32 protein-coding genes are annotated in these 25,769 nt (G+C 68.0%); 6 read left to right on the top strand and 26 right to left on the bottom strand.

The window, feature by feature from the left end:
- Window positions 1-13 precede the first annotated feature (13 nt).
- From ACIA12_RS28095 to ACIA12_RS28085, 3 genes are read right to left on the bottom strand one after another with little or no spacing between them, the layout of a single operon-like run.
- The gene (locus tag ACIA12_RS28095) at window positions 14-829 is read right to left on the bottom strand and encodes a carbohydrate ABC transporter permease (protein WP_396370043.1); all 816 of its coding nucleotides are present in this window, start codon (window positions 827-829) and stop codon (window positions 14-16) included.
- Window positions 830-842: 13 nt separating this feature from the next.
- On the bottom strand, window positions 843-1,745 hold the full coding sequence (locus ACIA12_RS28090; protein ID WP_396370042.1) for a carbohydrate ABC transporter permease: 903 nt from the start codon (window positions 1,743-1,745) through the stop codon (window positions 843-845).
- Complete coding sequence (locus ACIA12_RS28085) at window positions 1,742-2,971, bottom strand: ABC transporter substrate-binding protein (RefSeq protein WP_396370041.1); 1,230 nt, start codon at window positions 2,969-2,971, stop codon at window positions 1,742-1,744. The genes ACIA12_RS28090 and ACIA12_RS28085 overlap by 4 nt, the downstream gene beginning before the upstream one ends.
- A 231-nt stretch (window positions 2,972-3,202) precedes the next feature.
- Between ACIA12_RS28085 and ACIA12_RS28080 the strand changes: the two genes are divergently transcribed.
- Entirely contained in the window at window positions 3,203-4,213 is a 1,011-nt protein-coding gene (locus ACIA12_RS28080) for a LacI family DNA-binding transcriptional regulator (RefSeq protein ID WP_396370040.1), read from the top strand.
- Between the two features lie 10 nt (window positions 4,214-4,223).
- On the opposite strand, the gene ACIA12_RS28075 is transcribed toward ACIA12_RS28080, so the two are convergent.
- The 6 genes from ACIA12_RS28075 to rplM form a co-directional block, all read right to left on the bottom strand.
- Entirely contained in the window at window positions 4,224-4,904 is a 681-nt protein-coding gene (locus tag ACIA12_RS28075; RefSeq protein WP_396370039.1) for a hypothetical protein, read from the bottom strand.
- Window positions 4,888-5,232 (bottom strand): hypothetical protein, encoded by a 345-nt coding sequence (locus tag ACIA12_RS28070; protein ID WP_396370038.1) that lies wholly within the window; start codon window positions 5,230-5,232, stop codon window positions 4,888-4,890. The genes ACIA12_RS28075 and ACIA12_RS28070 overlap by 17 nt, the downstream gene beginning before the upstream one ends.
- Before the next feature lie 11 nt (window positions 5,233-5,243).
- On the bottom strand, window positions 5,244-5,750 hold the full coding sequence (locus ACIA12_RS28065) for a SigE family RNA polymerase sigma factor (protein WP_396370037.1): 507 nt from the start codon (window positions 5,748-5,750) through the stop codon (window positions 5,244-5,246).
- Between the two features lie 65 nt (window positions 5,751-5,815).
- Window positions 5,816-7,162, bottom strand: a complete 1,347-nt coding sequence (glmM, locus tag ACIA12_RS28060; RefSeq protein WP_396370036.1) for a phosphoglucosamine mutase — start codon at window positions 7,160-7,162, stop codon at window positions 5,816-5,818.
- A 7-nt stretch (window positions 7,163-7,169) separates the two neighbouring features.
- Entirely contained in the window at window positions 7,170-7,691 is a 522-nt protein-coding gene (gene rpsI, locus ACIA12_RS28055) for a 30S ribosomal protein S9 (protein WP_343976513.1), read from the bottom strand.
- A 37-nt stretch (window positions 7,692-7,728) separates the two neighbouring features.
- A complete protein-coding gene (gene rplM / locus ACIA12_RS28050; RefSeq protein WP_396370035.1) occupies window positions 7,729-8,172 on the bottom strand; it encodes a 50S ribosomal protein L13 in 444 nt (147 codons plus the stop codon).
- 283 nt (window positions 8,173-8,455) lie between these two features.
- Between rplM and ACIA12_RS28045 the strand changes: the two genes are divergently transcribed.
- Window positions 8,456-9,742, top strand: a complete 1,287-nt coding sequence (locus tag ACIA12_RS28045) for a citrate synthase (RefSeq protein ID WP_396370034.1) — start codon at window positions 8,456-8,458, stop codon at window positions 9,740-9,742.
- 78 nt (window positions 9,743-9,820) lie between these two features.
- Here the strand turns inward: ACIA12_RS28045 and ACIA12_RS28040 are convergent, their stop codons facing one another.
- Window positions 9,821-10,276 carry a nuclear transport factor 2 family protein gene (locus ACIA12_RS28040; protein WP_396370033.1) on the bottom strand — a complete coding sequence of 152 codons (456 nt, stop codon included), beginning with the start codon at window positions 10,274-10,276 and terminating at the stop codon, window positions 9,821-9,823.
- Window positions 10,277-10,368: 92 nt separating this feature from the next.
- Here ACIA12_RS28040 and ACIA12_RS28035 point away from each other — a divergent pair, with 92 nt between their 5' ends.
- Together ACIA12_RS28035 and ACIA12_RS28030 are read left to right on the top strand one after the other, a co-directional pair.
- Window positions 10,369-10,923 carry a TetR/AcrR family transcriptional regulator gene (locus tag ACIA12_RS28035; protein WP_396370032.1) on the top strand — a complete coding sequence of 185 codons (555 nt, stop codon included), beginning with the start codon at window positions 10,369-10,371 and terminating at the stop codon, window positions 10,921-10,923.
- Complete coding sequence (locus tag ACIA12_RS28030) at window positions 10,920-11,948, top strand: hypothetical protein (RefSeq protein WP_396370031.1); 1,029 nt, start codon at window positions 10,920-10,922, stop codon at window positions 11,946-11,948. The genes ACIA12_RS28035 and ACIA12_RS28030 overlap by 4 nt, the downstream gene beginning before the upstream one ends.
- Here ACIA12_RS28030 and ACIA12_RS28025 read toward each other — a convergent pair.
- Both ACIA12_RS28025 and ACIA12_RS28020 read right to left on the bottom strand, forming a co-directional pair.
- Complete coding sequence (locus tag ACIA12_RS28025; protein ID WP_396370030.1) at window positions 11,941-13,503, bottom strand: hypothetical protein; 1,563 nt, start codon at window positions 13,501-13,503, stop codon at window positions 11,941-11,943. The two genes, ACIA12_RS28030 and ACIA12_RS28025, sit on opposite strands and share 8 nt — an antisense overlap.
- Window positions 13,504-13,512: 9 nt before the next feature.
- A complete protein-coding gene (locus tag ACIA12_RS28020; RefSeq protein WP_396370029.1) occupies window positions 13,513-15,195 on the bottom strand; it encodes an ABC-F family ATP-binding cassette domain-containing protein in 1,683 nt (560 codons plus the stop codon).
- 73 nt (window positions 15,196-15,268) lie between these two features.
- Here ACIA12_RS28020 and ACIA12_RS28015 point away from each other — a divergent pair, with 73 nt between their 5' ends.
- Together ACIA12_RS28015 and ACIA12_RS28010 are read left to right on the top strand one after the other, a co-directional pair.
- Window positions 15,269-15,691 carry a hypothetical protein gene (locus tag ACIA12_RS28015; RefSeq protein WP_396370028.1) on the top strand — a complete coding sequence of 141 codons (423 nt, stop codon included), beginning with the start codon at window positions 15,269-15,271 and terminating at the stop codon, window positions 15,689-15,691.
- Window positions 15,688-16,689, top strand: a complete 1,002-nt coding sequence (locus tag ACIA12_RS28010) for a hypothetical protein (RefSeq protein WP_396370027.1) — start codon at window positions 15,688-15,690, stop codon at window positions 16,687-16,689. The genes ACIA12_RS28015 and ACIA12_RS28010 overlap by 4 nt, the downstream gene beginning before the upstream one ends.
- Here the strand turns inward: ACIA12_RS28010 and ACIA12_RS28005 are convergent.
- The 14 genes from ACIA12_RS28005 to map all read right to left on the bottom strand — a co-directional run bounded on the left by ACIA12_RS28005 (window position 16,675) and on the right by map (window position 25,763).
- Window positions 16,675-17,436 (bottom strand): hypothetical protein, encoded by a 762-nt coding sequence (locus ACIA12_RS28005; RefSeq protein WP_396370026.1) that lies wholly within the window; start codon window positions 17,434-17,436, stop codon window positions 16,675-16,677. The genes ACIA12_RS28010 and ACIA12_RS28005 overlap by 15 nt on opposite strands.
- Window positions 17,429-17,959, bottom strand: coding sequence for a SigE family RNA polymerase sigma factor (locus ACIA12_RS28000; RefSeq protein WP_396370025.1), 531 nt, complete (start codon window positions 17,957-17,959; stop codon window positions 17,429-17,431). Before ACIA12_RS28000 ends, ACIA12_RS28005 begins: the two co-directional genes overlap by 8 nt.
- A 16-nt stretch (window positions 17,960-17,975) precedes the next feature.
- Complete coding sequence (locus ACIA12_RS27995; RefSeq protein ID WP_396370024.1) at window positions 17,976-18,596, bottom strand: class I SAM-dependent methyltransferase; 621 nt, start codon at window positions 18,594-18,596, stop codon at window positions 17,976-17,978.
- A complete protein-coding gene (gene truA, locus ACIA12_RS27990; RefSeq protein ID WP_396370023.1) occupies window positions 18,589-19,401 on the bottom strand; it encodes a tRNA pseudouridine(38-40) synthase TruA in 813 nt (270 codons plus the stop codon). The genes ACIA12_RS27995 and truA overlap by 8 nt, the downstream gene beginning before the upstream one ends.
- Window positions 19,402-19,475: 74 nt before the next feature.
- Window positions 19,476-20,195, bottom strand: a complete 720-nt coding sequence (gene rplQ, locus ACIA12_RS27985) for a 50S ribosomal protein L17 (RefSeq protein ID WP_396370022.1) — start codon at window positions 20,193-20,195, stop codon at window positions 19,476-19,478.
- A gap of 95 nt (window positions 20,196-20,290) precedes the next feature.
- Window positions 20,291-21,316 (bottom strand): DNA-directed RNA polymerase subunit alpha, encoded by a 1,026-nt coding sequence (locus ACIA12_RS27980; protein WP_112243143.1) that lies wholly within the window; start codon window positions 21,314-21,316, stop codon window positions 20,291-20,293.
- Between the two features lie 104 nt (window positions 21,317-21,420).
- Complete coding sequence (rpsD, locus tag ACIA12_RS27975; protein WP_328329366.1) at window positions 21,421-22,029, bottom strand: 30S ribosomal protein S4; 609 nt, start codon at window positions 22,027-22,029, stop codon at window positions 21,421-21,423.
- 25 nt (window positions 22,030-22,054) lie between these two features.
- Window positions 22,055-22,462 carry a 30S ribosomal protein S11 gene (gene rpsK / locus ACIA12_RS27970; protein ID WP_012923659.1) on the bottom strand — a complete coding sequence of 136 codons (408 nt, stop codon included), beginning with the start codon at window positions 22,460-22,462 and terminating at the stop codon, window positions 22,055-22,057.
- A 50-nt stretch (window positions 22,463-22,512) separates the two neighbouring features.
- Complete coding sequence (rpsM, locus tag ACIA12_RS27965; RefSeq protein WP_012923660.1) at window positions 22,513-22,884, bottom strand: 30S ribosomal protein S13; 372 nt, start codon at window positions 22,882-22,884, stop codon at window positions 22,513-22,515.
- Between the two features lie 187 nt (window positions 22,885-23,071).
- The gene (rpmJ, locus tag ACIA12_RS27960) at window positions 23,072-23,185 is read right to left on the bottom strand and encodes a 50S ribosomal protein L36 (RefSeq protein ID WP_008361054.1); all 114 of its coding nucleotides are present in this window, start codon (window positions 23,183-23,185) and stop codon (window positions 23,072-23,074) included.
- 34 nt (window positions 23,186-23,219) lie between these two features.
- Entirely contained in the window at window positions 23,220-23,441 is a 222-nt protein-coding gene (gene infA, locus ACIA12_RS27955; protein ID WP_012923661.1) for a translation initiation factor IF-1, read from the bottom strand.
- A gap of 156 nt (window positions 23,442-23,597) precedes the next feature.
- Window positions 23,598-24,410 carry a hypothetical protein gene (locus ACIA12_RS27950; RefSeq protein WP_396370021.1) on the bottom strand — a complete coding sequence of 271 codons (813 nt, stop codon included), beginning with the start codon at window positions 24,408-24,410 and terminating at the stop codon, window positions 23,598-23,600.
- Window positions 24,407-24,856 carry a DUF1707 domain-containing protein gene (locus ACIA12_RS27945; protein WP_396370020.1) on the bottom strand — a complete coding sequence of 150 codons (450 nt, stop codon included), beginning with the start codon at window positions 24,854-24,856 and terminating at the stop codon, window positions 24,407-24,409. Before ACIA12_RS27945 ends, ACIA12_RS27950 begins: the two co-directional genes overlap by 4 nt.
- Before the next feature lie 82 nt (window positions 24,857-24,938).
- The gene (gene map / locus ACIA12_RS27940) at window positions 24,939-25,763 is read right to left on the bottom strand and encodes a type I methionyl aminopeptidase (RefSeq protein WP_396370019.1); all 825 of its coding nucleotides are present in this window, start codon (window positions 25,761-25,763) and stop codon (window positions 24,939-24,941) included.
- Window positions 25,764-25,769: the final 6 nt, after the last annotated feature.

Raw genomic sequence — 25,769 nt, 5'->3', positions numbered from 1 at the left:
CTTGGTCGATGGGTCATTTGACGGCGCCACCGATGGCGCCGGCGGCGATGTACTTCTGGGCGACGACCAGCAGCACGATCGCCGGGATCGCGGACAGTACGGCGGTCGCCATCACCGCGTTCCAGTTCTGTACCTGGGTACCCAGGTACTGGTAGATCCCGAGCGTGACCGGCCGCACGCCACCCTTGGTGGTCAGCGTGAGGGCGAAGAGGAAGTCACTCCAGGAGAAGAGGAAGGTGAACAGGCCGGCGGTGATGAGGGAGTTCCGGCTGATCGGCAACACGATCGCGACGAACGCCCGGAACAGGCCGGCCCCGTCCACCCGGGCAGCCTCCACCAGCGACGGTGGGAGCGAGAGCATGAACGAGCGCAGGATCAGGATCGCGAACGGGATCCCGCTGCTGCAGTTGGCCACGATCAGGCCGGGGATCGAGTTCAGCAGCCCGATCCGCTCGTAGGCCGTGTAGAGCGCGTTGGCGATCACGATGCCCGGGATCATCTGCGAGACCAGGATCGCCAGCAACCCGATCCCGACCCAGCGGGACCGGAACTGCGACAACGCATACGCACACGGAGCGGAGACCAGCAGGCAGAGCACCACCGTGCCACCCGCGATGAGCACGCTGGTGACCAGGTTGTGCCCCTGCTCGCTGAGCGCCCGCCGGTAGCCGGCGAACGTCGGGTCCAGCGGCAGGAAGCCGGCCGTCAGGGTGTTGCCGGAGGGCTGGAGCGAGGCGTTCACCATCCAGTAGACGGGGAACAGCATCATGCCCAGGATCAGTACGCCGATCGCGGTGTAGATCGCGCGACGGACAGCCGAGTCGGACATCGTCGTACCCCTCCTATTCGTCGACGGCACGGCGGGTGCCGCGCAGGTACAGGACCGCGAACAGCAGCGAGATCGCGATCAGGATGTTGCTCAGCGCCGCGCCCTCGCCGAACTTGAAGTCGACGAACGACCGCTGGTACGACTGGGTCGCCAGCGTCTGGGTGGCATTGGCCGGGCCGCCGCCGGTCAGGCCGAGGATGATGTCCAGCACCTTGATCGTGTAGACCACTCCGAGCACCAGCAGCACGCTGGCCACCGCGCGCAGGTTCGGCCAGGTGATGTACCGGAAGGCGCGCCAGCCGGTGGCGCCGTCCAGTTGGCCGGCTTCGTACAACTCCTGCGGGATCTCGGCCAGACCGGAGTACAGCAGGGTCACGTTGAACGGGATGCCGATCCAGATGTTCACCCCGATCACCGCGATCAGCGCCACCGACGGCGAGTTCAGCCACGGCACCGGATCGTTGATCAGGCCGAGTCCGGTCAGGGTGCGGTTCAGGATGCCGCTATCCTGTTCGAGAATCGACCGCCAGGTCGCGCTGGAGACGATCAGCGGCAGCAGCCACGGCAGCAGGAGCAGCGACCGCAGCAGATTGCTGAGCGGGAACCGGCGCCGGAAGAACAGCGCCAGCGCCAGGCCGGCGGCGAACTGGAAGGCGATCGAGCCGATTGTGAACAACGCCGTGTTCACCATCGCCTGCGAGAAGAGCTGGTCCCGCACGACCGTCGAGTAGTTCCGCAGTCCGACCCAGGGCGCCTGCCCGGTGAAGAAGGTCCGCAGGGTGTAGTCCTGCAGACTCATCATCAGGTTCTTCAGCACCGGGTACCCGAACAGCGCGAGCATCGCCAGCGCGGCAGGCGCCACGAAGAGGACCTTGGTCAGGTCCTCGCCGCGACGGCGCCGTCCCCGGGAGCTCACCCGCCGGAGGCCTTGCTGAACGCGTCCTGCGCCGTGGCCTTGCCGGTCAGCGCCAGCGCGATCGCCTGATAGATCACCTTGGCAGCCTCGGGCCACTTCTCGCCGAGCTTGCCGGTCCGCGCCCGGGCGGTCTTGACCTGTTCGGCGAACGCCTTCATCGAGGGCACCTCCTTGGCGTACTGGTCGAGCAGCGCGGTCTTGGTCGGCAGGGTGAAGCGGGCCTTGGCCCAGGCCATCTCGTTCTCGTCGGAGTTGAGGCACTTCACGAAGTCGGCGGCCTTCTGCTGCTTGGCCTGGTCCTTGTTCAGCGGGACCGTCCAGGCCTCACCACCCAGCGGCGCGACCGGCGTCTGGTCCGGCTTGTTCAGCGGGAAGGTGACCACGTCCCACTTGATGTTCGGAGCCTTCGCCAGCGCCGGGATCTGCCACGGGCCGTTCACCATCATCGCGGCCTTGCCGGCCGCGAACTGGTCCTTCGCGTCGCCCTGGGTCCAGTTGATGACGCTCTTCGACGCCGAGCCCGACTGCACCAGATCCACCCACAGTTGCAGCGCTTCGGCGACCTGCGGACTCTTCAGGTCCGTCTCGTCGCCACCGTTGGTCCACATCGCCGGCAGGAACTGCCAGGAGCCTTCGTAGGTCGCGTTGGCGTTGAAGGCGATGCCGTACCGGCCGGGCTTGGTGAGCTTCTTGGCGGCGCTCTTCAGCTCGTCCCAGGTCTTCGGCGGCTGAACGCCGGCCTCCTGCAGCATCTGCGTGTTGTAGAACAACGCGATCGTGTTCGTCACCGGCGCCAGTCCGTAGAGCTTGCCCTGGTACGACGTCGCGTCGTTCATGCCCTGGATGACCCCGTCCCCGGACAGGCCCATGTCGTTCAGCGGCGCGAGCGCGCCGGTCGCGGCGATCTGCTGGACGTCGGGGTTGTCCAGCATCAGCACGTCGGGCAGCGTCTTCGAGGAGGCCTGCTGCAGGACCTTCGCGATCAAGGTGTCACCAGGCACCGTCTCGCGCTGCACGGTGATGCCGAGCTTGCCCGCGCAGGAGTCGAGGCCCTTCTGCACGAGCGCCTTGTCCGGGTCGTTGTTGTAGTAGTCCAGGATCGAGAGGCTGCTGACGTTGCCGCCGGACGAGGACGGCGAGCTGTTCCCGCTGTCGCCGCAGCCGGCGACGACGAGCGACAGAGCCGTCGTACCCGCCAGGGCCGCGGCGATCCGCTGCGTGATCATGACATTGCACTCCTTGGATGAGTCGGCGACAGCCACCCGTCCCGGCGCCGGTCAAGCGCTTAACCACATTCACGAAAAGGAAGCCGTCATTCAGTTGTGGGATGCCCGGCAAAGCGGTTAACTAGCCGCGTAGTCAGGGACTATGTTCCCTACGTCACACCACTGTCAAGGCCCTGGGGCGGTCCGGATGACAGGCTGGGCGGCAGCCGAGAGCGGGGTGGAGAACGGCCGATGGTGACCATGCGGGACGTGGCGAAGCGGGCGGGCGTGTCGATCGCCACCGTCTCCTTCGTGCTCAACGACACCAAGCCGGTGACGCCGGCCACCCGGGAGCGGATCGAGCGCGCGATGACGGAGCTCGGCTTCCGCCGCAACGTGGTCGCCCGCGCGCTGGCCAGCCGGCGTACCCGGATCATCGCGATGGCCTATCCAGCGCTGGACCACCGATTCGGGTTCTCGGCCGCGGAGTTCTTCACCAGCGCGGCCGAAGCGGCTCGAAAGCAGGACTACCACCTGGTGCTCTGGCCGGTCGGGAACGACGGCGGCGAGCTCACCGAACTGGTCGGGCAGTCACTGGTCGACGGAGTCGTGCTGATGGAGGTCCAGCTCGACGATCCACGGATCGCCGTGCTCCAGCGGACCGGGACACCGTTCGCCCTGATCGGCCGGACCACCGCCCTGGAGGGCCTGATCCACGTCGACATCGACTTCGACACCACGATCGAGGACGCGGTCGGCTACCTGCACGGCCTCGGGCACCGCCGGCTGGTACTGGTCTCCGGTGATCTGGCCGACCCGAGATTCCACACCTACGGACCGTACGTGCGATCCGAGGCCGCCTATCGCCGGGTCACTGCCGGGTACGGCCTCGAGACCATCGTGCTGGAGTGCTCGGACTCGACCCGCGCAGGTCGGGAAGCCGCGACCAGGTTGCTTCACGACCACCCGGAGACGACGGCCGTCCTGGTGCTGAACGAGTACTCCGCCCTCGGCGTGATGTCCGGCCTGAACCGCCTCGGCCGCCGCATCCCGGACGAGATCTCGGTGCTCTCGCTGATGGCCCCTGACACGGCCGCACTGTCCAATCCCGAGCTGACCATCATGCGAACCCCCGGCCCCGAACTCGGCGAACTAGGCACCGAAGCCCTGATCCGACAGCTAGAGGGCGCCTCCCCCCTCCCCCCGCCCCACCTGATCCCCGCCAAGCTCCACCTCGGCGAATCCACCGCCCCACCCCCGTAGCGCGCGGTCTTCACCAATCCCGCGTCTGGAACGTCCTCAGCGTCTCGCCGGACTTGCCGTACTCGGTGACGGTGAGAGGTCTTGCGGTGGGGTTGGAGGTGGCGTCGGCCCAGGCGAGGGCGAACCAGCCGTCCTTGACGGGGATGTCGTGGGTCCGGCCGTTCTCGGCTTTCAGGCGGATCCGGGTAATGGTGGAGTCGACCCGGCCGCCGTCGCGGTGGAAGTAACCGGCGCAGACCCTCGGTGGACAGGTGCCGCCGTAGCTCGGGAAGTATTGGTCCAGGACCCGGCGCGGCTGGTTGAGGACCGGCTTGATGGTGGGCTGGAACTTGCTGACGACCGGGTCGACCTGGCCGACGCTCAGCCGGCAGGTGAGGGAGTAGCGACCGCTCGGCGACAACGCGACCACCACGGCCGCGGCGCCCTGGACCCGATCCGAGGTGACAACCCGCCACTTCGTCAGGTCATGCCAGTACACGACCGAGCAGTTGCGGAGTTGAGCCGCCGCACCGGCCGGTACAGGATCAGTCGCGGCAGCGGCCAGCAGCGCCTTGGTCGGCTGCGAGTCGCCGGGGATCATGCAGCGGATGTTGCTGCCCGGCTCCGGCGCCGGGATGACCGTGGTCGCCGTGTATTCACTGGCGGTGGCCAGCTTTTGTGCACCGTACCGGAACTCACAGCGGCGGATCATCTCCGACCTGGTCAACGGTTCCAGGGCGGCATCGCCCTGCGGTACGCCGGGAATCGGGGTGAACAGCCCCCGCCGAAGACGAAGCGGCTGTCGTTGGCTTGGGCGTCTGGGCGATCTCGGGCTCGGTGGTGTCGAGGGCGCCCGGAAGCAGAGCAGCACCGACGGCGATGGCGGCTACTCCCGCAACCACGCCGCTGACCGAGAGGACCCGGCGACGGCGACGGCCGCGGCGGCCGCGTTCGAGCAGGGCGGTGGGGTTGATCGGGTCCAGCGGATCGCCGGCCGCGAGGCGGGCGAGGGCGGCGGTGAGGTCCGGGTCGTGGGGCATCTCGGTCTCCTTCACGACGCACACCCGTTCGCGCGGGTCCGGTCGATGGCTTGCCGGAGCGTTTCGAGGCCGCGCGCCGCCTGGCTCTTCACCGTGCCTTGCGAGCAGTTGAGGATCTCGGCGGTCTGTTCGATCGAGAGATCCTCGTAGTAGCGCAGTACTACGCAAGCCCGCTGCCGCGGCGCCAACTCGGCCAGCGCCCGCCGCAACTCGTCCTGCTCGGCATGAACGCCGGTATGGTCCTCAGCCCAGGCCCGCTCCGGCAACCGGTCGGTCGGCGTCTCCCGTCGCCAGGGCCGCCGGCCAGTGTCGAGCGCCGCGTTGACGACGATCCGGCGCGCATAGGCGAACGGAGTCCGGGTATCCAGCTTCGCCCAGACCAGGTACAGCTTGTAGAGCGCGTCCTGGACGACATCATCGGCCCGATGCCAGTCCCCGCAGACGAGATACGCAGTCCGCCGCAACGCCGCACTCGACGCCCCGACGAACTCGACATACTCCCGATCCCGGTCCGGCATCCGCCCCTCCACTCTCCTCTGTCCCCACTAGTACGTCGGGCAGAGGAGGTGGGGTTGCATGCGGGTCAGAGCTTGAGGGAGGTCTCCACGATGCCCGCGAGGTCGTGGGCTACCTCGTGGGCGGTGGCGGAGGACTCGGCTTCGACCATGACGCGGACGAGGGGCTCCGTGCCGGACGGGCGCAGGAGCACACGGCCGGTGTCGCCGAGGCGGGCGGTGGCTGCTGCCACGGCTGCCTGTACGTCGGCGTCGGTGCCGGCCCGGGTCTTGTCGACGTTGGGGACGTTGACGAGGACCTGCGGCAGGCGGGTCATCACGGCGGCCAGGTCGGCCAGGCTCTTGCCGGTCTGGGCGATCCGGGCGAGCAGCATGACGGCGGTCAGCGTGCCGTCGCCGGTGGTCGCGTGGTCGGAGAGGATCACGTGGCCGGACTGTTCGCCGCCGAGCTTGTGCCCGCCGGCCTTCATTGCCTCCAGCACGTACCGGTCGCCGACCTTGGTCTGCTCGACCGCGATCTGCTCCCGCACCATCGCCTGGACGAAACCAAGGTTGCTCATCACGGTCGCGACCACGGTGTCGTTGGACAGCCGGCCCGAGTCGCGCATCGCCAGCGCGAGCACGGCCAGGATCTGGTCGCCGTCGACGAGCTCGCCTGCCGCATCCACCGCCAGGCAGCGATCCGCGTCACCGTCGAGCGCGATGCCGAGGTCGGCGCCGTGCCCGATCACCTCGCGGCGCAGACCCTCCATGTGGGTCGAACCGCAGTTGAGGTTGATGTTCAGGCCGTCCGGCGCGGCGGCGTACGTGATGACCTCTGCGCCCAACCGGCGCAGGGCTTCCGGCGCCGTCAGCGAGGCCGCGCCGTTGGCGCAGTCGATGACGACCTTGACGCCGTCGAAGCGGTTGGGCGCCGACCGGACCAGGTGCGAGACATACGTCTCGAAGCCCTGCCCGTCGTCGAGGACCCGGCCGACGGCCGCACCCGTCGGGCGCTGCCACTCCTCGCCGGTACGGACCTCGATGGCGTCCTCGATGACGTCGTCGAGCTTGATCCCGCCCCGGGCCAGGAACTTGATGCCGTTGTCCGGCATCGGGTTGTGGCTGGCCGACAGCATCACTCCGAGGTCGGAGCCGGTCGAGCCGGTCAGATAGGCGACGGCCGGGGTCGGCAGCACGCCGAGCCGGACGACATCGACGCCGGCGGAGGCCAGACCGGCCACCACGGCTGCTTCCAGAAACTCGCCACTGGCCCGAGGATCCCGCCCCACAACGGCGCGTGGCCGGTGCCCTTCGAAGGCACCGGCCTCGCCGAGTACGTGAGCTGCCGCGACCGAGAGGTCGAGCGCCAGCTCCGCGGTGAGATCCACGTTCGCCAGGCCACGGACTCCGTCCGTGCCGAACAAACGCGACATCAGGTGATCAGCGCTTGCTGTACTGCGGAGCCTTACGGGCCTTCTTGAGACCGGCCTTCTTGCGCTCCTTGATCCGCGCGTCGCGGGAGAGCAGACCGGCCTTCTTCAGACCCGGACGGTTCGCCTCCTCGTCGGCCGCGTTCAGGCAACGAGCGATCCCCAGCTGCAGCGCACCGGCCTGGCCGGTGATGCCGCCGCCGTTGATCCGGGCGATGACGTCGTAGGAGCCCTCGAGGCCGGCCACCACGAACGGCTCGTTCACGTGCTGCTGGTGAACCTTGTTCGGGAAGTAGACGTCGATCGGCTTGCCGTTGACGGTGATGTTGCCGGTGCCCGGGATCAGCCGGACGCGGGCAACAGCTTCCTTGCGGCGGCCGGTGGCGCCGGCCGGGTTGATCACCGCGACGCGACCGGACTCGGCGCGCTGCTCCGGGCTCGGGTTCGTCTCGGAGGTGTAGGCAACCGGGCCCTCGGTGTCGATGGGGACCTCGGTGTCGAGTTCTTCGGTCTCGGTGGTGATGTCGCTCACGCTGTGAATCCTCGTTTACCTGGCTCGGCGATCGCTACTACTGAGCGATCTGGGTGATCTCGAACGGCTTCGGCTGCTGAGCCGTGTGCGGGTGCTCCGGACCGGCGTAGACCTTCAGCTTGCCCAGCAGCTGACGGCTCAGGCGGTTCTTCGGGAGCATGCCCCAGACAGCCTTCTCGACGGCCTTGCGAGGATCCTTGTCCAGGATCTCGCCGACCGGCGTGGCCGTCAGACCACCCGGGTGACCCGAGTGGCGGTACGCCAGCTTGTCGGTCCGCTTGTTGCCGGACAGGGCGATCTTCGACGCGTTGACGACGACGACGAAGTCGCCACCGTCGACGTGCGGGGCGAACGTCGGCTTGTGCTTGCCACGCAGCAGGGTGGCGATCTGGACGGCGAGCCGACCGAGCACGACGTCGGTGGCGTCGATCACATGCCACTCACGGGTGACGTCAGCAGGTTTCGGGCTGTACGTGCGCACGGTCGTTGACCTTCGTTTCTCAGAGGTTGACAAATCAGAACTGGTACGTCGGCGAGCGGCCCGCAATCACACCGGCGAGGACCAGGAACGCACAACAGCAGCCCAGAATACCGGCGTGGACGCCTCGGGGTCAAAGCGAGCCTGAGCCGGTCGGAGACCCCGGCTTGGAACCAACCCGGGACCGCACTAGTTTAGCGGTGAAGATTGCAGTCCGATCCGCGTCCCGCCGGCGACGATGACCCTCACTCACTCCGGCGATGCGCCAGCTTCCGAAGAGGGCATTGTGACCGAACAGTCGCTCACCGTCCGGGACAACCGGACCGGCAAGGACTACGACCTTGCCATCACCGATGGCACCATCCGTGCCGCCGATCTCAAGCAGATCAGTGCAACCGACGGGGACGGTGGCCTGGCCACCTACGACCCCGGTTTCGTCAACACCGCCTCGACCCGGTCGTCCGTCACCTTCATCGACGGCGACAAGGGCATCCTGGAGTACCGCGGCTACCCGATCGAGCAGCTCGCCGAGCAGTCGAACTACCTGGAGGTCGCGTACCTGCTGGTGAACGGCGCGCTGCCCGACAAGACGCAGTACGAGGCCTGGGTGCACGACGTGACGTATCACACGTTCGTGCACGAGAACCTGAAGACCTTCATGCAGGGCTTCCGCTACGACGCGCACCCGATGGGCATGCTGCTCGCCTCGGTGGGCGCGCTGTCCACCTTCTACCCGGAGTCGCGCGACATCTTCGACGAGGAGTCGCGGGGCCTGCAGATCCGCCGGCTGATCGCCAAGATGCCGACGCTGGGCGCCTTCTCCTTCCGGCACGCGCAGGGCAAGCCGTACGTCTACCCCGACAACGAGCTGAGCTACGCGGCCAACTTCTTGTCGATGCTGTTCAAGATGAGCGAGCCCAAGTACGCCGCCGACGACCGGCTGGTGCGCGCGCTGGAGATCCTGTTCATCCTGCACGCCGACCACGAGCAGAACGCCTCCACCAACGCGGTCCGGGCGATCGGCTCCACCCAGGTCGACCCGTACTCCGCGGTCACCGGCGGCATCGCGGCGCTCTACGGCCCGCTGCACGGCGGCGCCAACGAGGCGGTGCTGAAGATGCTCCGCCGGATCGGCACGGTCGACAACGTGTCCTCGTTCATCGAGGGCGTGAAGGCCGGCGAGGAGCGGCTGATGGGCTTCGGCCACCGGGTCTACAAGAACTACGACCCGCGCGCCAAGATCATCAAGAAGGCCGCCGACGACGTGTTCGAGGTGACCGGCATCAACCCGCTGCTGAAGATCGCCGTCGAGCTGGAGAAGATCGCGCTGGAGGACGAGTACTTCGTCTCCCGCAAGCTCTACCCGAACGTGGACTTCTACTCCGGCCTGATCTACGAAGCGCTGCAGTTCCCGCCGGAGATGTTCACCGTGCTGTTCGCCATCCCGCGCACCTCGGGCTGGCTGGCGCAGTGGAAGGAGTCGCTCGGCGACACCGACCAGAAGATCGCCCGCCCGAAGCAGATCTACACCGGCGCCCGTGGCGTCCAGTACGTCCCGATGGGCGACCGCTAACAACATCGGCTGTACTTGGGAACGGCCCCGATCCGGCTTACCTGCCAGGGATCGGGGCCGTTTCTGCGCTTCTGGGTACTACGACGCAGACCGCGCCGGCGCCGGTTCCCGTAGTACTGCGATGAGTTCGTCCAGCGCCCCACGGGCGCGGGCCATCGCCACGTGGTCGATGTAGTCGCGCGACTCGACGATCTCGCCGTCGCGGACGCGGAGTACGAAGACGCAGGGCACCCGGAAGTGCTCCCCCGTCGCGATCGCCGTGCCCGCGTAGTCGAACTCGGCGACGATCACCTCCGGATCCTGGGTCTGGTGGATCCGGATCGCGTCCGGCTGGAACCGCACCGCCTCCGCCACCTGCGGTCCGCGGCCGTTGAAGTGCTCGCGGAGCGCGTCGCGGGTGAGCAGCGGAGGATCGCCGTACGGCGACATCGGATGCCGGACGTCGGTCTGTTCGGCGTACAGGGCCGGCAGCGCCTCGAGGTCACGGTCGGCGACACCGTGCACCAGGCGAAGAAATACGTCTTCCGGAGTCATGACTCCGAATATAAGGAGTTGCGACTCCGTTTACAACCACGGAGTCCTTTCGAACGTCTCCTAAGCTGATGACGACCACAGCGAGGAGTGCGATGAGGCCGTTGCGCGCGGATGCCCGGGACAACCGGGAGCGGATCCTGACCGCCGCCGAGGACGTCTTCGGCCGGTCGCCGAACGCCTCGACCGACGAGGTCGCCAAGCTGGCCGAGGTGGGGATCGCCACTGTCTTCCGGCACTTCCCGACCAAGGTCGAGCTGCTCGAGGCAGTCCTGACGCAACGGCTGGAGCGGCTGCGCGACCGCGCTCTCGAGCTGGCTGGCAGCGCGGATGCCGGCCACGCCTTCTTCGGCTTCTTCAGCCAGGTGGTCGCCGAGTCCGCGTCGAAGCTGGCCATCGCGGAGGCCCTCAGCGCATCGGGGACCGTCGCCGGCGACGAGGCGAAGGCAGCAGGCCAAGGCATGCGTGAAGCCTTCGGCGCGCTGCTCGATCGAGCGCAGCAGGCAGGCGCCGTACGCCGAGACGCCGCCTTCCCCGAGGTCTACGCCCTACTGGTCGGCGCCTCCCGTGGCGCCACCGCGACCGGCCTCGAATCCGACGCGCGCGACCGCATGCTCGCCCTGCTCTACGACGGCCTGCGGGCATCGTGAGGCGCTGGCGATCCTGGTCCCGCCGCCGACGGCTGCTCATCAGCCTGGCATTGGCGTTCGTCCTGCTGATCTTCTTGCCACTGGGCGCATTGGCGATCTCGCTCCGGATCGCCTACACCGGTGACGCCACGGCCCAGACCCGCGGCCAGGACGCCATCTGGCTCGGGCACGCCTGGGTCGACGGCCGGAAGACCGCCACCGACATCACCGCCCTCGCGAATCAGCTGCAGGGCACCGGAATCCGCGACCTCTACGTCCACACCGGCCCACTCGAACACGACGGAACGTTGCCCTTGGCAAAGGTTTCGCCCCGGGCCAGGTGGTTCACCGACGCGATCCACCGGGCGATGCCGAAGCTTCGGGTCCAGGCGTGGCTCGGCGATGTCCTGCAACCGGAGAAGAACCCCGGGATGGACCTCGACGACGCCGCCGTCCGCACCCGGGTGACGAAGACCTCCGAGCAGGTCCTGGCCCAGGGCTTCGATGGAATCCACTTCGACATGGAACCCGTCCGCTCCGGCTCCAAGGGCTTTCTCGCGCTGCTCGACCAGGTCCACGCGATCACGTCGGCCCGCGACGTCCCGCTCTCGGTCGCCGCCGCCCAGCTCAACCCGGCGCCCGGCCTCAACGGTCTGCTGGTCGGCGTCAGCGGCCAGAGCAAGTGGTGGACCAAGTCGTACTTCGGTGCCGTCGCGAGCCGGGTCGAGCAGATCGCCGTGATGTCCTACGACACCTGGACTCCACTGGAATCCCTGTACGGCGGCTACGTCGCCCGCCAGACCAAGATGGCCCTGGAGGTCACCCCACCACACGTGGACCTCCTCATGGGCCTTCCCTTCTACTGGGAGGACAACTTCTCCCACCGCGGCTCCGCCGAAACAGTCCAAGCCGCCATCCGAGGCGCCCAACTAGGCCTCGGCAAGTCAGAGCGCCAGAACTTCGGCCTAGCCCTCTACGTCGACTTCGCCGCCACCGAGGACCACTGGACCACCTACCGCAACACCTGGTGCGACAACCTCAGCTGAGCGCCTGCCGCCGCAGCGTCTCCATGACTCCCGCGACCTCCCGCAGCCGGTCCTCGGGGATGCGGCCGATGACGTGCCAATCGTCGGCGGTATTCAGAATCACGTCGCCATCGTCGATCTCGACGGATTCCACCTCACGCCAGTCGACTGTCTCGGTGAAGATGCCACGCCGGATCCGCAGGCCGGTCGACGTCACCACCACCCGCTGGAGCCGCTCCACGAGATGCCACCAATAAGGTGCCGACTGCGGGATCCGCCAGGGCAGGTCCTGCAGCACGGGGACCGGCTCCGGATGCACTGGCTCCGGGTCAGGCTCCTCGTCGACAGGCAGGTCCAACAGCCGCAGCCCCGGCTGCTCCACTCTCCACGGCGAGCGGCGCGGTGTCCGGAACGATGTCACCGGCCGGAGGATCCGATCGCCCAGAGCCGCGGTAGGCCAGGCACCGAGGACGATGGTCGGCCAGGCCCCCTCGGCCAGATCGCCTACCAGCAAGGCGTTCCCTCGGTAGCTGCTCAGCACCCAACTCCACTCCAGCCGAGCAGCCGCCGGCGGCAGTGGCTCATCGCTCTCGTCATCGGCCAGTACTCCGTACGAGGCGCCCAGCCGCCCAGCCGCCTCCTCGTCGTCGAGTTCCAGCGCGATGAAGCCGAGCACCTGCTCACTGCCCTCCCCCGGCAGGATGCTGAACCCCATGAGCCCGTCCGGCTCGATCCACACCGGCAACCCAGCCGCCGACCAGGTACGCCGGGGGCGTGCGCGCCGGCGTACCAGGTCGTGGCGCAGGATCAGCAACGCGAGCAGCCAGGCGCCACCGGCGACCGTCCACCACATCGTGTAGTCGGCGAGCTCTGCCTGCAGCCGTACCCAGTCAGCGTCCTGGGGATCCACCAGGACGGGCAGCTCGTCCCCCTTCTTCGGGTAGTCCAGGGACGAGGTGCTGCGCATGCTGCCGTCGGGAAGCCGCAGCAGGAGGTCGTCATCCTTGAAGCCCACCACCACAGCGGTCGTCTGGACGGCCCGGTCGAGGTGCACCTGCTCCCGGTCGACCTGCCAGCGCATGACACCCAGCACCGCGAACCCTGCGACCACCAGGACGGCTATTCCTGCCAGAGCGGGCGTGAAGCGGATCGGGTTCGCGGGGCCGATCATCACCGGCACCCGGTGCACCCGGGCGAGCAGCTCACGCCTGCGGATCTGGCTCCAGGTCAACGCGAGGAGGAGCGCCACACAGCCGGCGCCGTAGACCGTCCATGCCGTGTGCGCCGACTCCACGTCGTCGTACCGCAGATCGAGCACCAGGAACACCAGCCCGGCGACGGCCGCCAGCCGGGGCAGCCACCACCAGGCCAGAAACGACGCCAGGCAAGGGATCATCGCCAGCGAGAAGGTCAGATCCGGACCGCAGTCGGACGGATCCGTCACCGAGCACGGGGTGTCGCCGGACCCGATCACCGACACCGCGATCGCCGCCATCCAGGCAGCCGGCATCAGCCAGCGGTAGAGCCAGCTCGGTACGCCTGCGTTCAGCCACCTCTCGGCCAGCTCTTCCCCCATCGGAGAAGACTAACGGGCGCGCTGGACCCGGGCCTCGTCCCAGACCGGTTCGGGGGACTCGTAGACGTTGCCGTCGCTGCCGAAGACCAGGTAGCGGTCGAAGCCGCGGGAGAACCAGCGGTCGTGGGTGACTGCCAGAACAGTTCCGTCGAAGGAATCCAGGCCCTCTTCGAGTGCTTCGGCGGACTCGACGTCCAAGTTGTCGGTCGGCTCGTCGAGCAGGAGCAAGGTGGCGCCGGACAGCTCCAGCAACAGGATCTGGAACCGGGCCTGCTGACCGCCCGACAACGAGTCGAAGCTCTGCTCGGCCGCGTGCGCCAGCTCGTACCGATCCAGCTTCCGCGAGGCCAGCTCCCGGCCCATCCCGTCCCGGTGCTCGTCGCCGCGGTGCAGGATCTCCAGCAGCGTCCGGCCGGCCAGCTCGGGGTGCTCGTGCGTCTGCGCGAACCACCCCGGCCGCACCCGCGCGCCAAGCTTGGCTTTGCCGGTGTGCGCGACCGACGGGATGACCATCTCGCCGACCGGTTGGTGCTCGATGTCCGGATCGGAGCCGCCGTTGGCCAGCAGCCGCAGGAAGTGCGACTTACCGGAGCCGTTGGAGCCCAGGACGGCCACGCGTTCGCCGTACCAGACCTCGAGATCGAACGGCTTCATCAGCCCGGTCAGCTCCAGGCCCTCGCAGACGACGGCGCGCTTGCCGGTGCGTCCGCCGGTGAGCCGCATGCTGACCTTCTGCTCGCGCGGGATCGCCTGCGGCGGCCCGGCCTCCTCGAATTTGGCCAGCCGGGTCTGCGCCGCCTTGTAGCGCGACGCGAGGCCGTCGTTGTAGGCCGCCTTCGTCTTGTACATCAGCACCAGTGCCTTGAGCTTGGCGTGCTCCTCGTCCCAGCGGCGGCGCAACTCCTCCAGCCGCTCGAACCGGTGCTTGCGCGCTTCGTGGTACGTCTGGAAGCCACCACCGTGCGTCCAGATGGTGTTGCCCGCGGCACCCAGTTCGACGGTGACGATCCGGGTCGCGGTGTTGGCCAGCAGCTCGCGGTCGTGGCTGATGTAGAGGACCGTCTTCTGGGTGGCGTTGAGCTGCTCCTCGAGCCAGCGCTTGGCCGGTACGTCGAGGTAGTTGTCGGGCTCGTCGAGCATCAGCACCTCGTCCGGGCCGCGCAACAGCGCCTCGAGCACGAGCCGCTTCTGCTCGCCACCGGACAGCGTCTTCACCTCACGCCAGCGGCAGTTGTCGAACGGGATCCCGAGCGCGCTCATCGTGCAGACGTCCCAGAGCACCTCGGCGTCGTACCCACCGACCTCGCCCCAGTCGGAGACCGCCTGGGCGTAGCGCAGCTGGGTCTTCTCGTCGTCGGCCTCCATCATCGCCAGCTCGGCCTGGTCCAGCTTGGCCGCGGCCGCCCGGATCCGCTCCGGCGCGACACCGAGCAGCAGGTCACGGACGGTCGTCTCGTCCCGTACCGAGCCGACGAACTGCCGCATCACTCCGAGCCCACCGGACCGGGCAACGCTCCCGCTGTGCGCCTTGAGGTCACCCGCGATGATCTTCGTCAACGTCGTCTTGCCCGACCCGTTGGCCCCGACCAGGGCGACCTTGGCCCCGTCCCCGACCCGGAACGTGATGTCGTCCAGCAACACCCGCCCGTCCGGCAACTCGAACCCGATCCCCGCAACCTCGACGTGACCCATACCCCCCAGTCTGACGGCCCGCCCCAGCCACCCGCGACCGGTTATCGTCTTCCCTGACCGAACAGGGAGCGTGATGAACGACAAGCCGGTGACCCACGAGACCGTCGAGGCCGAACTGCAGCGGCTGATCGACAACCTCCGAGGCGCGGACGCGGCCACCGTCGAAGCCGAGACTGCACGCCTGCAGGCGATGGCCGGACAGGTCCAGGACGCCCCCGGCCGCGAACGCGCCTTCTCCCGGGCCGCCGAGCTCCCCCGCCTGCTGGCCGGCCCACCGGTCCCCGCCAGCGCCGAGTTCGCGCGGGCGCAGCTGTTGTTCGATCGTGCGATCAAGGATCAGGGACCAGCCGAAGTCCGGATCCCGCGGCTCGAGCAGACAATCGAGCAGATCGGCCAGCTCGCCGATCAGGCGCCGGTACGAGAGGCCGGGGCGATACGCCGGCTGAACAGCCCACTGGTGCGGCTGATCGAACACCTGCAGAGCAGTACCGGATGAACGTCGGCCAGCCGATCCCCCGGAACAGCAACGAGTACCAGTGGGTGCGCAACGCCATCCGCTCGGTCGAGAAGCTCTCCGGCCGCCCGTCCCGTTGGAACGGCGAACTGTACGAAGAGCCGCGCGACGGAGTCCTCGGGAGCGCCAAGGACGGCGGCGCGATGACGCTGAGCGTCGACAAGGTGCTCAAGCCGATCGCCATGGCCTACACCGCCGGGCGGCCGTTGACCGATGACGAACTGACCCAGGTACGGGACGCCGTCCTCACCGTCGTCCACGAGGCCGACCACCTGAGTCACCCACTCGGCGACGAGAACGCTCCCGGCGCAACCCCCGTGTACTCCCCGGAAAACCTGGCCGTCGAGGAAGGGCTGACCGAGACCTGGGCGCACCGCAACGTCAACGCTGTCATCCGTGATGCGGGTATGCACGTCGCCAACCCCGAGTTGCTCACCACAGAGTCCGTCGACAGCTACCCCGCTTACACCGCCGCCACCGACGAGCTGATCAGCGGGACAGCGCAGGTCACCGGACTACCACCCAGCCAGGTCCGCGCAGCGATGGAGCAGTCCGACCGGACGCAGCGCTTCGCGGCAGTGGCCGATCTGGTGATCGACGAGCGGCTGGCCGACGTCATGCCGCCACAGGATCGCCAGGCCGTCAGAACTCAACTGGTGCAGACGATGCGGCCGTCGTTCGGCGAGGTCGCCGCCGCCCAGCAGAGCGAGGAGATGGCCGGGGTGGCGAAGTCCATCGCCGGTCACCAGGGTGCCCAGCGGGCGGTGACAGCTTTGAGTACGACGACAGCTGAGCTGGACAACCGGTATCACGAGGCCGCTGTCGAACAGTCGCCCGAGGTGGATCATCTGCGGAAGTTTCTGGGCGGACCGCCCCCGCAGGCCGGTACGTACCGGGGTGCTCAAGGGGATGGCGCCGTGCCGGACAACGTGCGGGCGTTGCGGGGGAGGTCGGAGAAGGGGCAGTCACCATCCCTTTAGGTGGTCTAGGTAGATGCCGCCGGACGGGCGGACCGTGCCCGTCATGAAGAGCTTGAGCGGTGCGGCGTACAGGCCGTAGGTGCGGGTGCCGGTGAAGAAGCCGGCCGAGGAGCAGCCGTCGTAGCCGACCCAGACCTCGCGGATGCCGGTCGTGGTGTCGAAGCGCAGCACGATCGCTTCCTTCGGGCGGGCTGTCTGGGGCGCGCACTTGAACACGGGCAGGCTCGGGTTGCGCTCAGGCAGCACCTTGATCGCGTCGACCACCTGCTGGGCCGTGGTCGCGTTGAAGTGCGCTGAGCCGAGCAGCATCTGAGCGCCCTCCAAGCGGTAGCGGCAGGCCTCGAGGCCGAGGACGACGGCATTGTCGAGGTCCAGGCCGGTACCGGACGGCACCGCCTCATGCGTGGGGGCCGTGAGGATCGCGTGCTGTTCAGGACATGTGGCGGCGGGGTCTGTCGCGGCTTCCGGTGCGGCCTTCGAGCCCTTGTCGACGGCGGAACCGGCGGCGTTGCTGTCCGCGCTGGTAGAGACCGGTGACGGACCTCCGACGACGCCCCACACTCCCCCGATCGCCGCGACCACCACTACCGCCGCCGCGGCCATCGTGAGCCGTTGCCGCCGCCTGTGTACCCGCCTGCGCGCCTCCCTCGCATACCCGGTACTACGCAAGCCCTGCACGGTGTGGGCCTTGCTCTGGAAGGCATCGGCGAGCTGCGGGCCGAGCTCCTGCTCATCCGGCTCAGGCATCCTCGGCTCCTTCCTTGCTCAGCGTGTCCTTCAGTACGGCCAGTGCTCGGTGTACATGCGATCTGGCCGTGGCCTCGGCGCAGTGCAGCAGGTCTGCGATCTCGGCGTACGAGAGCTCCTCGTAGAAGCGCAGCACCACCGCGGTGCGCTGCTTGTCCGGCAAGGTCGCACAGAGCGCCCAGACGGCCTCTGCCTCCGCTCGGGAGCCGGCACCGTCAGGCGCTGCGGCAGCAGTCCTGGTCGGCTCCTCCACGGGGGCCTCCCGGCGGCGGAAGCGACGCCACCAGGAGATGTGCGCGTTGACCACCATCCGCTTCACGTAGGCCTCTGGGTCCTCCGCCCGGCTGACCCGGCCCCAGCGCGCACAAGCAGTCGTCAGGGCGTCCTGTACCGCGTCCTCGGCCAGCGTCTTGTCGCCGGTCAGGACGTACGCGAACCGCAGCAGCGCGTCGGCCTTCTCCGTCACCCACTGCTCGAAGTCGACCGCGCCGGACTGCGCCTCATGAGCCTCTGCTGCCGCCAAGGCTGCCTCCATACCCTCAGGACGGCGCGGGATCCTCGTTCGTTGCAGTCACTCGCAGCACTCTGAAACCCTTCGCGCTGGCGATCCGCTCACAGGGGTAGCCCTGCTCACCCAGCCAGCGCTGCAGCGAGTCCGCACCGAGGTTCTTGCCGACGACGAACCATCCCACGCCGTCGGGGGCAAGGCGGGCGAGCCAGTGCAGCAGCATCTTGTGCAGCTCGGGCTTGCCGATGTGGATGGCCGGGTTGGACCAGATCTGGTCGAACCGCACGTCTTCCGGCACGTCCTCCACGAGGCTGGCATGCACTCGCCCAGCGACCCCGGCAGCCTTGGCGTTCTCGGCGGTGAGCTCCAGTGCTCGGGTGTTCACGTCTACTGCCCACACCTGCGCCTGGGGGTCCTCCACTGCCAGGGCACACGCGATCGGGCCGTAGCCGGTGCCCAGGTCCAGGTAGGTGCCGCCAGTGGTCGGCACGGGCGCCTCGTGCAGCAGGATCGACGTACCGAGGTCCAGGCGGTCGCGGGAGAAGACACCGCTCGACGTGGTGAAGGTGTACTCACGTCCCCAGATCCGGGCGGTGACGGTACGACGTACGTCGGCTGAGGTCGGCTCTGCCGTGAAAAAATGGTCAGCCACGCGTGTGCACCTCTCCCCTGACGTTGCGAGCCTCGATGGCCCGCGCTGCCAGTTGGTCGTCTTCTGGGTACCCGACTTCTTCCAGGGTCAGCCCATGGGCGGGCAGAACGGTCACTGCCGAGTCCCGGACGCCCGCTGCCAGCACCTTGGCCGGCCAGTCCACGTCCCGGCGTCCGTCGCCCACCGGGACGACCGACCCCACCAAGGCCCGCACCATCGAGTGGCAGAAGGCGTCGGCGATCACGGTCGCCTCGACCAGGCCGGGCGCAGTACGACGCCAGCTGAACTCCTGCAGGGCGCGGACCGTACTGGCCCCCTCCCGGCGTTTGCAGAAGGCGGCGAAGTCGTGCTCGCCCAGCAGCCGGGCAGACGCCTCGTTCATCCGGTCCACGTCGAGCGGCTGGAGGACGCGCAGTACGTGGTTCCTGGTCAGCGGGTCCCGGGCAATGTTGTCGTCGCAGATCCGGTAGACGTAGCGGCGCCACAGGGCCGAGAAGCGGGCGTCGAACCCCTCAGCGGCCTCCGCGGCCTTGACCACCCAGACATCGTCCGGCAGTACGCCGTTGAGCCGGTGGACCAGGTTCCGCGCGACGATTCCCTCGGGCAGCCAGACATGGACGACCTGGCCTCTGGCGTGGACGCCGGTGTCGGTCCGGCCGGCACAAGTCACGGACGGGAGCTCGGGCTGCCGCAGTACGGTGGCCAGCGCCTGCTCAAGCACCCCCTGGACGGTCCTGAGGCCCTCCTGACGGGCCCAGCCGTGGAATTCGGTGCCGTCATACCTGAGATCGATCCGCCAGCGCACAGGGCAATCTAACGCAGCAGCGCCCCTCCACCCCCAAGGGGGCGAAAGGGCGCTGCCGATGCGCTGCTGAGGAGTTACTTGTCCTCGGCGGTCTCGCCGGCCTTCGTGAAGCCGGCGGCCTGAGCGGCCTCCTCGGTCTGGAACCAGACCTCGGCGACCGTCTGGTCGTACCACGGCGAGTCGGGGCCGTGGTACTTCATCGAGTCCTCGTTGCCCTTGATGTCGTAGCCCTCGGGAGCGGCGCCGCCGTCCAGCGGGGCCGCGGAGCCCTCGTACTTGCCCGCGACGACGTCCTGGACCTTGGTGTCCTGGACGTCCTCGGCCGGGGCGTCCTCGACCTTGGCCGCGGCCTCGTCCTTGGCGGCCGCCTTCTTCGCGGTCGCCTTCTTGGCCGGAGCGGACTTCTTCGCCGCGGCCTTGGCCTTCGGCGAGTCGGCCAGCGCCTCGACCAGCTCGATCTTCACCATCGGGGCGTTGTCGCCCTTGCGGGGGCCGAGCTTGATGATCCGGGTGTAGCCGCCCGGACGGTCCGCGTAGCGCTCGCCGATCTCGGTGAACAGCACGTGCACGACGGACTTGTCGCGGATCCGCTTCATCACCTGACGACGCGAGTGCTGGTCACCGCGCTTGGCCTTGGTGATCATCGACTCGGCCAGCGGCTGCAGGCGCTTGGCCTTGGTGGCCGTGGTGGTGATCGCGCCGTGCTCGAACAGCGAGGTGGCCAGGTTGCTGAGGATCAGCTTCTGGTGCGCCGCGCTGCCGCCGAGGCGGGAGCCCTTGGTAGGGGTAGGCATCTCTCGTTACTCCAGGAAATCTCAGGCCCCGAGTTCCCGGGGCCTTGGATGGGCCTTGCTAGCTCAGTGACCGGGGTGGTGGGGCGGGGAAGGTATCAGTACTGCTCGGTCTCGGCGAAGCTCTCGTCCTCGTCCTCGGCGTCGTCGCCGTACGCCTCAGCGGCGGCGCGCAGGTCGAAGCCGGGGGGCGAGTCCTTCAGCGACAGGCCCATCTCGGCCAGCTTCAGCTTGACCTCGTCGATCGACTTGGAGCCGAAGTTGCGGATGTCCAGCAGGTCCTGCTCGCTGCGCGAGATCAGTTCACCCACGGTGTGGATGCCCTCGCGCTTGAGGCAGTTGTACGACCGGACGGTCAGCTGCAGGTCCTCGACCGGCAGGGCCAGGTCGGCCGCCATCTGCTCGTCGACCGGCGACGGGCCGATGTCGATGCCCTCGGCCTCGACGTTCAGCTCACGGGCCAGGCCGAACAGCTCGACCAGCGTCTTACCGGCCGATGCGACCGCGTCACGCGGCAGCATCGACGGCTTGGTCTCGACGTCCACGACCAGCCGGTCGAAGTCGGTGCGCTGCTCGACACGAGTCGCCTCGACCTTGTACGTGACCTTGAGGACCGGGGAGTAGATCGAGTCGACCGGCATCCGGCCGATCTCGGCGTCCGCGGACTTGTTCTGGATCGCGGACACGTAGCCGCGGCCCCGCTCGACGACCAGCTCCATCTCGAGCCGGCCCTTCTCGTTCAGGGTGGCGATCTTCAGGTCCGGGTTGTGCACCTCGACACCGGCCGGCGGCGCGATGTCGGCGGCGGTCACGTCACCGGGGCCCTGCTTGCGCAGGTACATGGTGACGGGCTCGTCGTGCTCGGAGGAGACGACCAGGTCCTTGAGGTTCAGGATCAGCTGGGTGGCGTCTTCCTTCACCCCGGCGACGGTGGAGAACTCGTGCAGTACCCCGTCGACCTTGATGCTGGTGACGGCCGCGCCCGGGATGGACGACAGCAGGGTACGGCGGATGGAGTTGCCGAGGGTGTAACCGAAGCCCGGCTCCAGCGGCTCGATCACGAACCGCGAGCGGTGCTCGTCGACGACCTCTTCGGCCAGGGTGGGACGCTGCGCAATAAGCACTTTCGTTTCTTCCTTCTAGGTTCCGCGACGACCACTATTTGAGGTCGCAGAGTGAAGAACCACTCGCGCCGCCGGCGGCTCGGGAGCCACCGGCGGCGACGAGGTCAGTTCTTCGAGTAGAGCTCGACGATCAGGTGCTCGGCGACCTGGGTGTCGATCTGCGCCCGGGTGGGCAGCTGGTGGACCAGGATGCGCAGCCGCTCGGGCAGCGCGTCCAGCCAGGCCGGAACCACTCGCTCGGAGTGGGTCTCCCTGGCGATGATGAACGGGGTCATCTCGACCGACTTCGGCCGGACGTCGATCACGTCGTGCGCCGAAACGCGGTACGACGGGATGTTCACCTTGATGCCGTTCACGGTGAAGTGACCGTGCACGACGAGCTGACGGGCCTGACGACGGGTCCGGGCCAGGCCGGCGCGGTACACGACGTTGTCGAGGCGGGACTCGAGGATGATCAGCAGGTTGTCACCGGTCTTACCAGGACGCCGCGAGGCCTCCTTGTAGTACAGGCTGAACTGCTTCTCGAGCACGCCGTAGGCGTAACGAGCCTTCTGCTTCTCACGAAGCTGGAGCAGGTACTCGCTCTCCTTGGGACGGCCGCGGCCGTGCATACCCGGCGGGTACGGACGACGCTCGAACGCCTTGTCGCCACCGACGAGGTCGACCCCGAGACGGCGCGACTTCTTGGTCATGGGTCCGGTGTAACGGGCCATTGTTAGTTACCTGCCTCTCTCTGGATCAGACCCGGCGCCGCTTGGGAGGGCGGCAGCCGTTGTGTGCGGTCGGGGTGACGTCCTGGATGGTGCCGACCTCGAGGCCGACGGCGCCCAGCGAACGGATCGCGGTCTCACGGCCGGAGCCGGGACCCTTGACGAACACATCGATCTTGCGCATGCCGTGCTCCATCGCCCGGCGCCCAGCGGCCTCGGCGGCCATCTGCGCGGCGAACGGGGTCGACTTGCGCGAGCCCTTGAAGCCGACGGTGCCCGCGGAGGCCCACGAGATGACCGCGCCGGTCGGGTCGGTGATCGTCACGATCGTGTTGTTGAACGTGCTCTTGATGTGCGCGTGGCCGGCAGCCACGTTCTTCTTCTCCTTGCGGCGCACCTTCTTCGCGCCGGCCGCGGTGCGGCTCTTGGGAGGCATAGGTCAGATACTCCTGGGGTGGTCGCGGAAAACGTCTACAGGCATCCGGGTCACTTCTTCTTCTTGCCGGCGATCGCCTTGCGACGACCCTTGCGGCTGCGGGCGTTGGTCCGCGTGCGCTGACCACGCACCGGCAGGCCGCTGCGGTGCCGGCGACCCTGGTACGACCCGATCTCGATCTTGCGGCGGATGTCCGCGGTCACCTCACGACGGAGGTCACCTTCGATCTTGTAGTTGCCTTCGATCCAGTCCCGGAGCTTGACCAGTTCCTCGTCGCCCAGTTCGTGGACGCGCTTGTCACCGGAGATGCCGGTGGCTTCGAGCGTCTTCAGGGCGCGAGTACGACCTACACCGAAGATGTAGGTGAGAGCGACCTCGATGCGCTTGTCGCGCGGCAGGTCAACTCCTACGAGGCGTGCCATGTGGCGGTGTTCCTTTCGTCGGCAGAGGTGTGGTGGCGCGCTGCGTCCTTGCCCGCCTCGGTGAGTTTTTTGTCACCGGCAAGGCCCCGGCCTCTGTTCCGGGGGCAACGTCCAGCTTGTTGCTGTGCTGGACGAGCATGCGCGCTGTGGTGCGAAAGTGCCGTGTGCTGCTCGAGTAAGGCTGAACTCAGCCTTGCCGCTGCTTGTGCCGCGGGTTCTCGCAGATCACCATGACCCGGCCGTGACGGCGGATCACCTTGCACTTGTCGCAGATCTTCTTGACGCTCGGATTGACCTTCATCGAGCTTCTTTCTTCGACAGGTGGTGTGGTGGTCTTACTTGTACCGATAGACGATGCGACCCCGGGTGAGGTCGTACGGCGACAGCTCCACGACTACCCGGTCCTCGGGGAGGATCCGGATGTAGTGCTGCCTCATCTTGCCGCTGATGTGCGCGAGCACCTTGTGCCCGTTGGACAGCTCAACACGGAACATCGCGTTCGGCAGGGCCTCGACGATGGTGCCCTCGAGTTCGATTACTCCCTCTTTTTTGGGCATGTCCTCGCACTTCTGTAGACGACAACTGAATTGGGTACTACCGACTCGCACCGCCATGGGCAGCACGAGAAGAGGCCGCGAAGGGCCAAGGAAAGAGTTTACGCCACCCACCCACGAAAAACCCAATCGGGTCCCAGCGGCACCCCGCGGCGTGTGCTAAAGGGGTCTGGTGGCCAGCCACTGCTCGCCGGCTTGCCAGACGTGTTCGGGCATCAGGTCGAGGAGGTCGCAGGCCGCGTCGAGCTGCGCGAGCGCGGTACCGGTATCGCGGTAGGCGGGCAGGATGACGACGAAGCGGCGGCCTTCGCAGCTGAAACCGAAGGGTGGAACCTGCGCGAGCACCTCGACCGCGCGGGGGTGCAGGACCTGACCGGCCAGGTCCTCGCGACCGTTGAACAGCTGGTACGTACCGGGCAGCCCTGCGATCTCGAGCCGGAGCGGCAACAGGCTGGCCGCAGCGACCGGAGCGAGCTGGGCCGGGAGCACCTGCAGCGGCGGCAGCGGGCGGTCGACGGCCAGGTCGAGGAAGTCGAACCCCAGTTGGCGCCGGCGGACCCGGTGCCGGAAGCGGCCGGTCAGCAGCTCACGACCACGGTGCCGGCCGGCGGTGACGTCGAAGACCTCGGCCGCGGGATCAGTATTGAACGGCGGGAACGGCCAGCGCTCGAGCAAGGTCGCGTCGGTCACGTCGGTCTGCCAGCCGAGTTGCTCGGCCGTCTCCGCCCAGGCCCGCCGCTGCTTGGCGTCGGACAGCCTCATGGCGAGCGTGAAGGTCACCAGGACGAGGAACCAGGCCAGTACCAGCCAGCCGACCCAGCGCGGCTCGACCAGCAGGCCGGCGATCCCCAACGGGATCGCGATCGCGAACCAGAGTACGAAGACCAGGGCGGACCCCTGCCGCAGTTGCCACACCCAGTCCGGCCGCAGCCGTGGACGCCGGGTGTGACGGCTGACCGGGGCCGTTGTCAACGTCGCTTTCCGAGCTGGCCGAGAACGATGAACGCCCACGGGATCAACAGCCAGACCGGCCAGAAGTTCGGCCAGTGCCCGCCGTTGCCGATCCCGATCACGAACCAGATCACCACGTTCAGCAAGACGATGCCGCCGAAGCCACCACCCAGAGCGACCAGCGACTTGCCCTGCTTCTGCTTCTGCCGCTCGGGGAACTCACCGGGAGCCGGCGCGGGTGTCGTGTTCTGCACCATCGCGGGGGTCTGGTACGTCCGTACCGGGGGCAGGTCGCGGACCAGCGGTTCCAGCTCGCCGTACGTCTGGACGGCGTACAGCTGGTCGAGCCGCGAGCTGAACTCGGGCTGGTCCAGCCGTCCGTCGGCGAAGGCATCCCGCAACCGGCCGGCGATCTTGTCGCGGTCGGCCTCGGTGAACCGCTGGTGTGGCTGGTACTGACTGGGCATGCCTCAAGTGTGCCTCAGCCCGGGAGCGCACGGCGTCCCCCGACGGATGGACTGTGGCGTCAACCGGAGAGTGGATCGAAGGTCAGTCGGCCAGCGGGCCGAACGTGACGCCGAGCTCCTTGAGCTTGGCCTCGCCGCCGTCGAGGGCGGTCAGTACCCACGGCCCCTGCGGGGTGAGGGTGAAGGTGTGCTCGGTGTGGGCGGCGGCCAGGCCGTCGTCGGTGACGACCGTCCAGTCGTCCTCGAGCGTGTGGTTGTCCTGCTTGCCCAGCGTGAGCATCGGCTCGACCGCGAGCGCCAGACCCTCGACCAGCTTGGGGCCCTTGCCGGCCTTGCCGAAGTTCGGCACGTTCGGCGGCTGGTGCATCGCCGTCCCGATCCCGTGCCCGACGAAGTCCTCGACGATCCCGTACGCCGAGTTGGCGCGCACGTGGCTCTCCACCGCCGCCGAGATGTCGGTCAGCCGGCCGCCGAGCCTGGCCGCGGCGAACCCACGCCACATCGACTCTTCGCAGATCCGGGCCAGCTCGAGCAGCTCCGGAGCGGTCTCGCCGACGCCGACCGTGATGGCCGCGTCGCCGTGCCAGCCGTTGACGATCGCGCCGCAGTCGATCGAGATGAGATCGCCCTCGGCCAGCACCCGGTCGCCCGGGATGCCGTGCACGATCTCGTCGTTCACCGACGCGCAGATCGAGCCGGTGAAGCCGTGATAGCCCAGGAACGAGGGGGTCGCGCCGGCCGAGCGGATCGCGTCCTCGGCGATCGCGTCCAGCTCACCGGTGGTGATACCGGGCTTGACCTCGCCGCGGAGCAGTTCCAGCGTGCGGCCGACCACCAGGCCGGCCGCACGCATGGAGATGATCTGTTCGCGGGTCTTGATCTCGATCCCGCGGTCCTTAAAGATCACAGACTG

This window comes from Kribbella sp. NPDC051620, assembly GCF_044453825.1.
Lineage (GTDB): Bacteria > Actinomycetota > Actinomycetes > Propionibacteriales > Kribbellaceae > Kribbella.
This window is presented reverse-complemented; position numbering and strand designations above follow the sequence as displayed.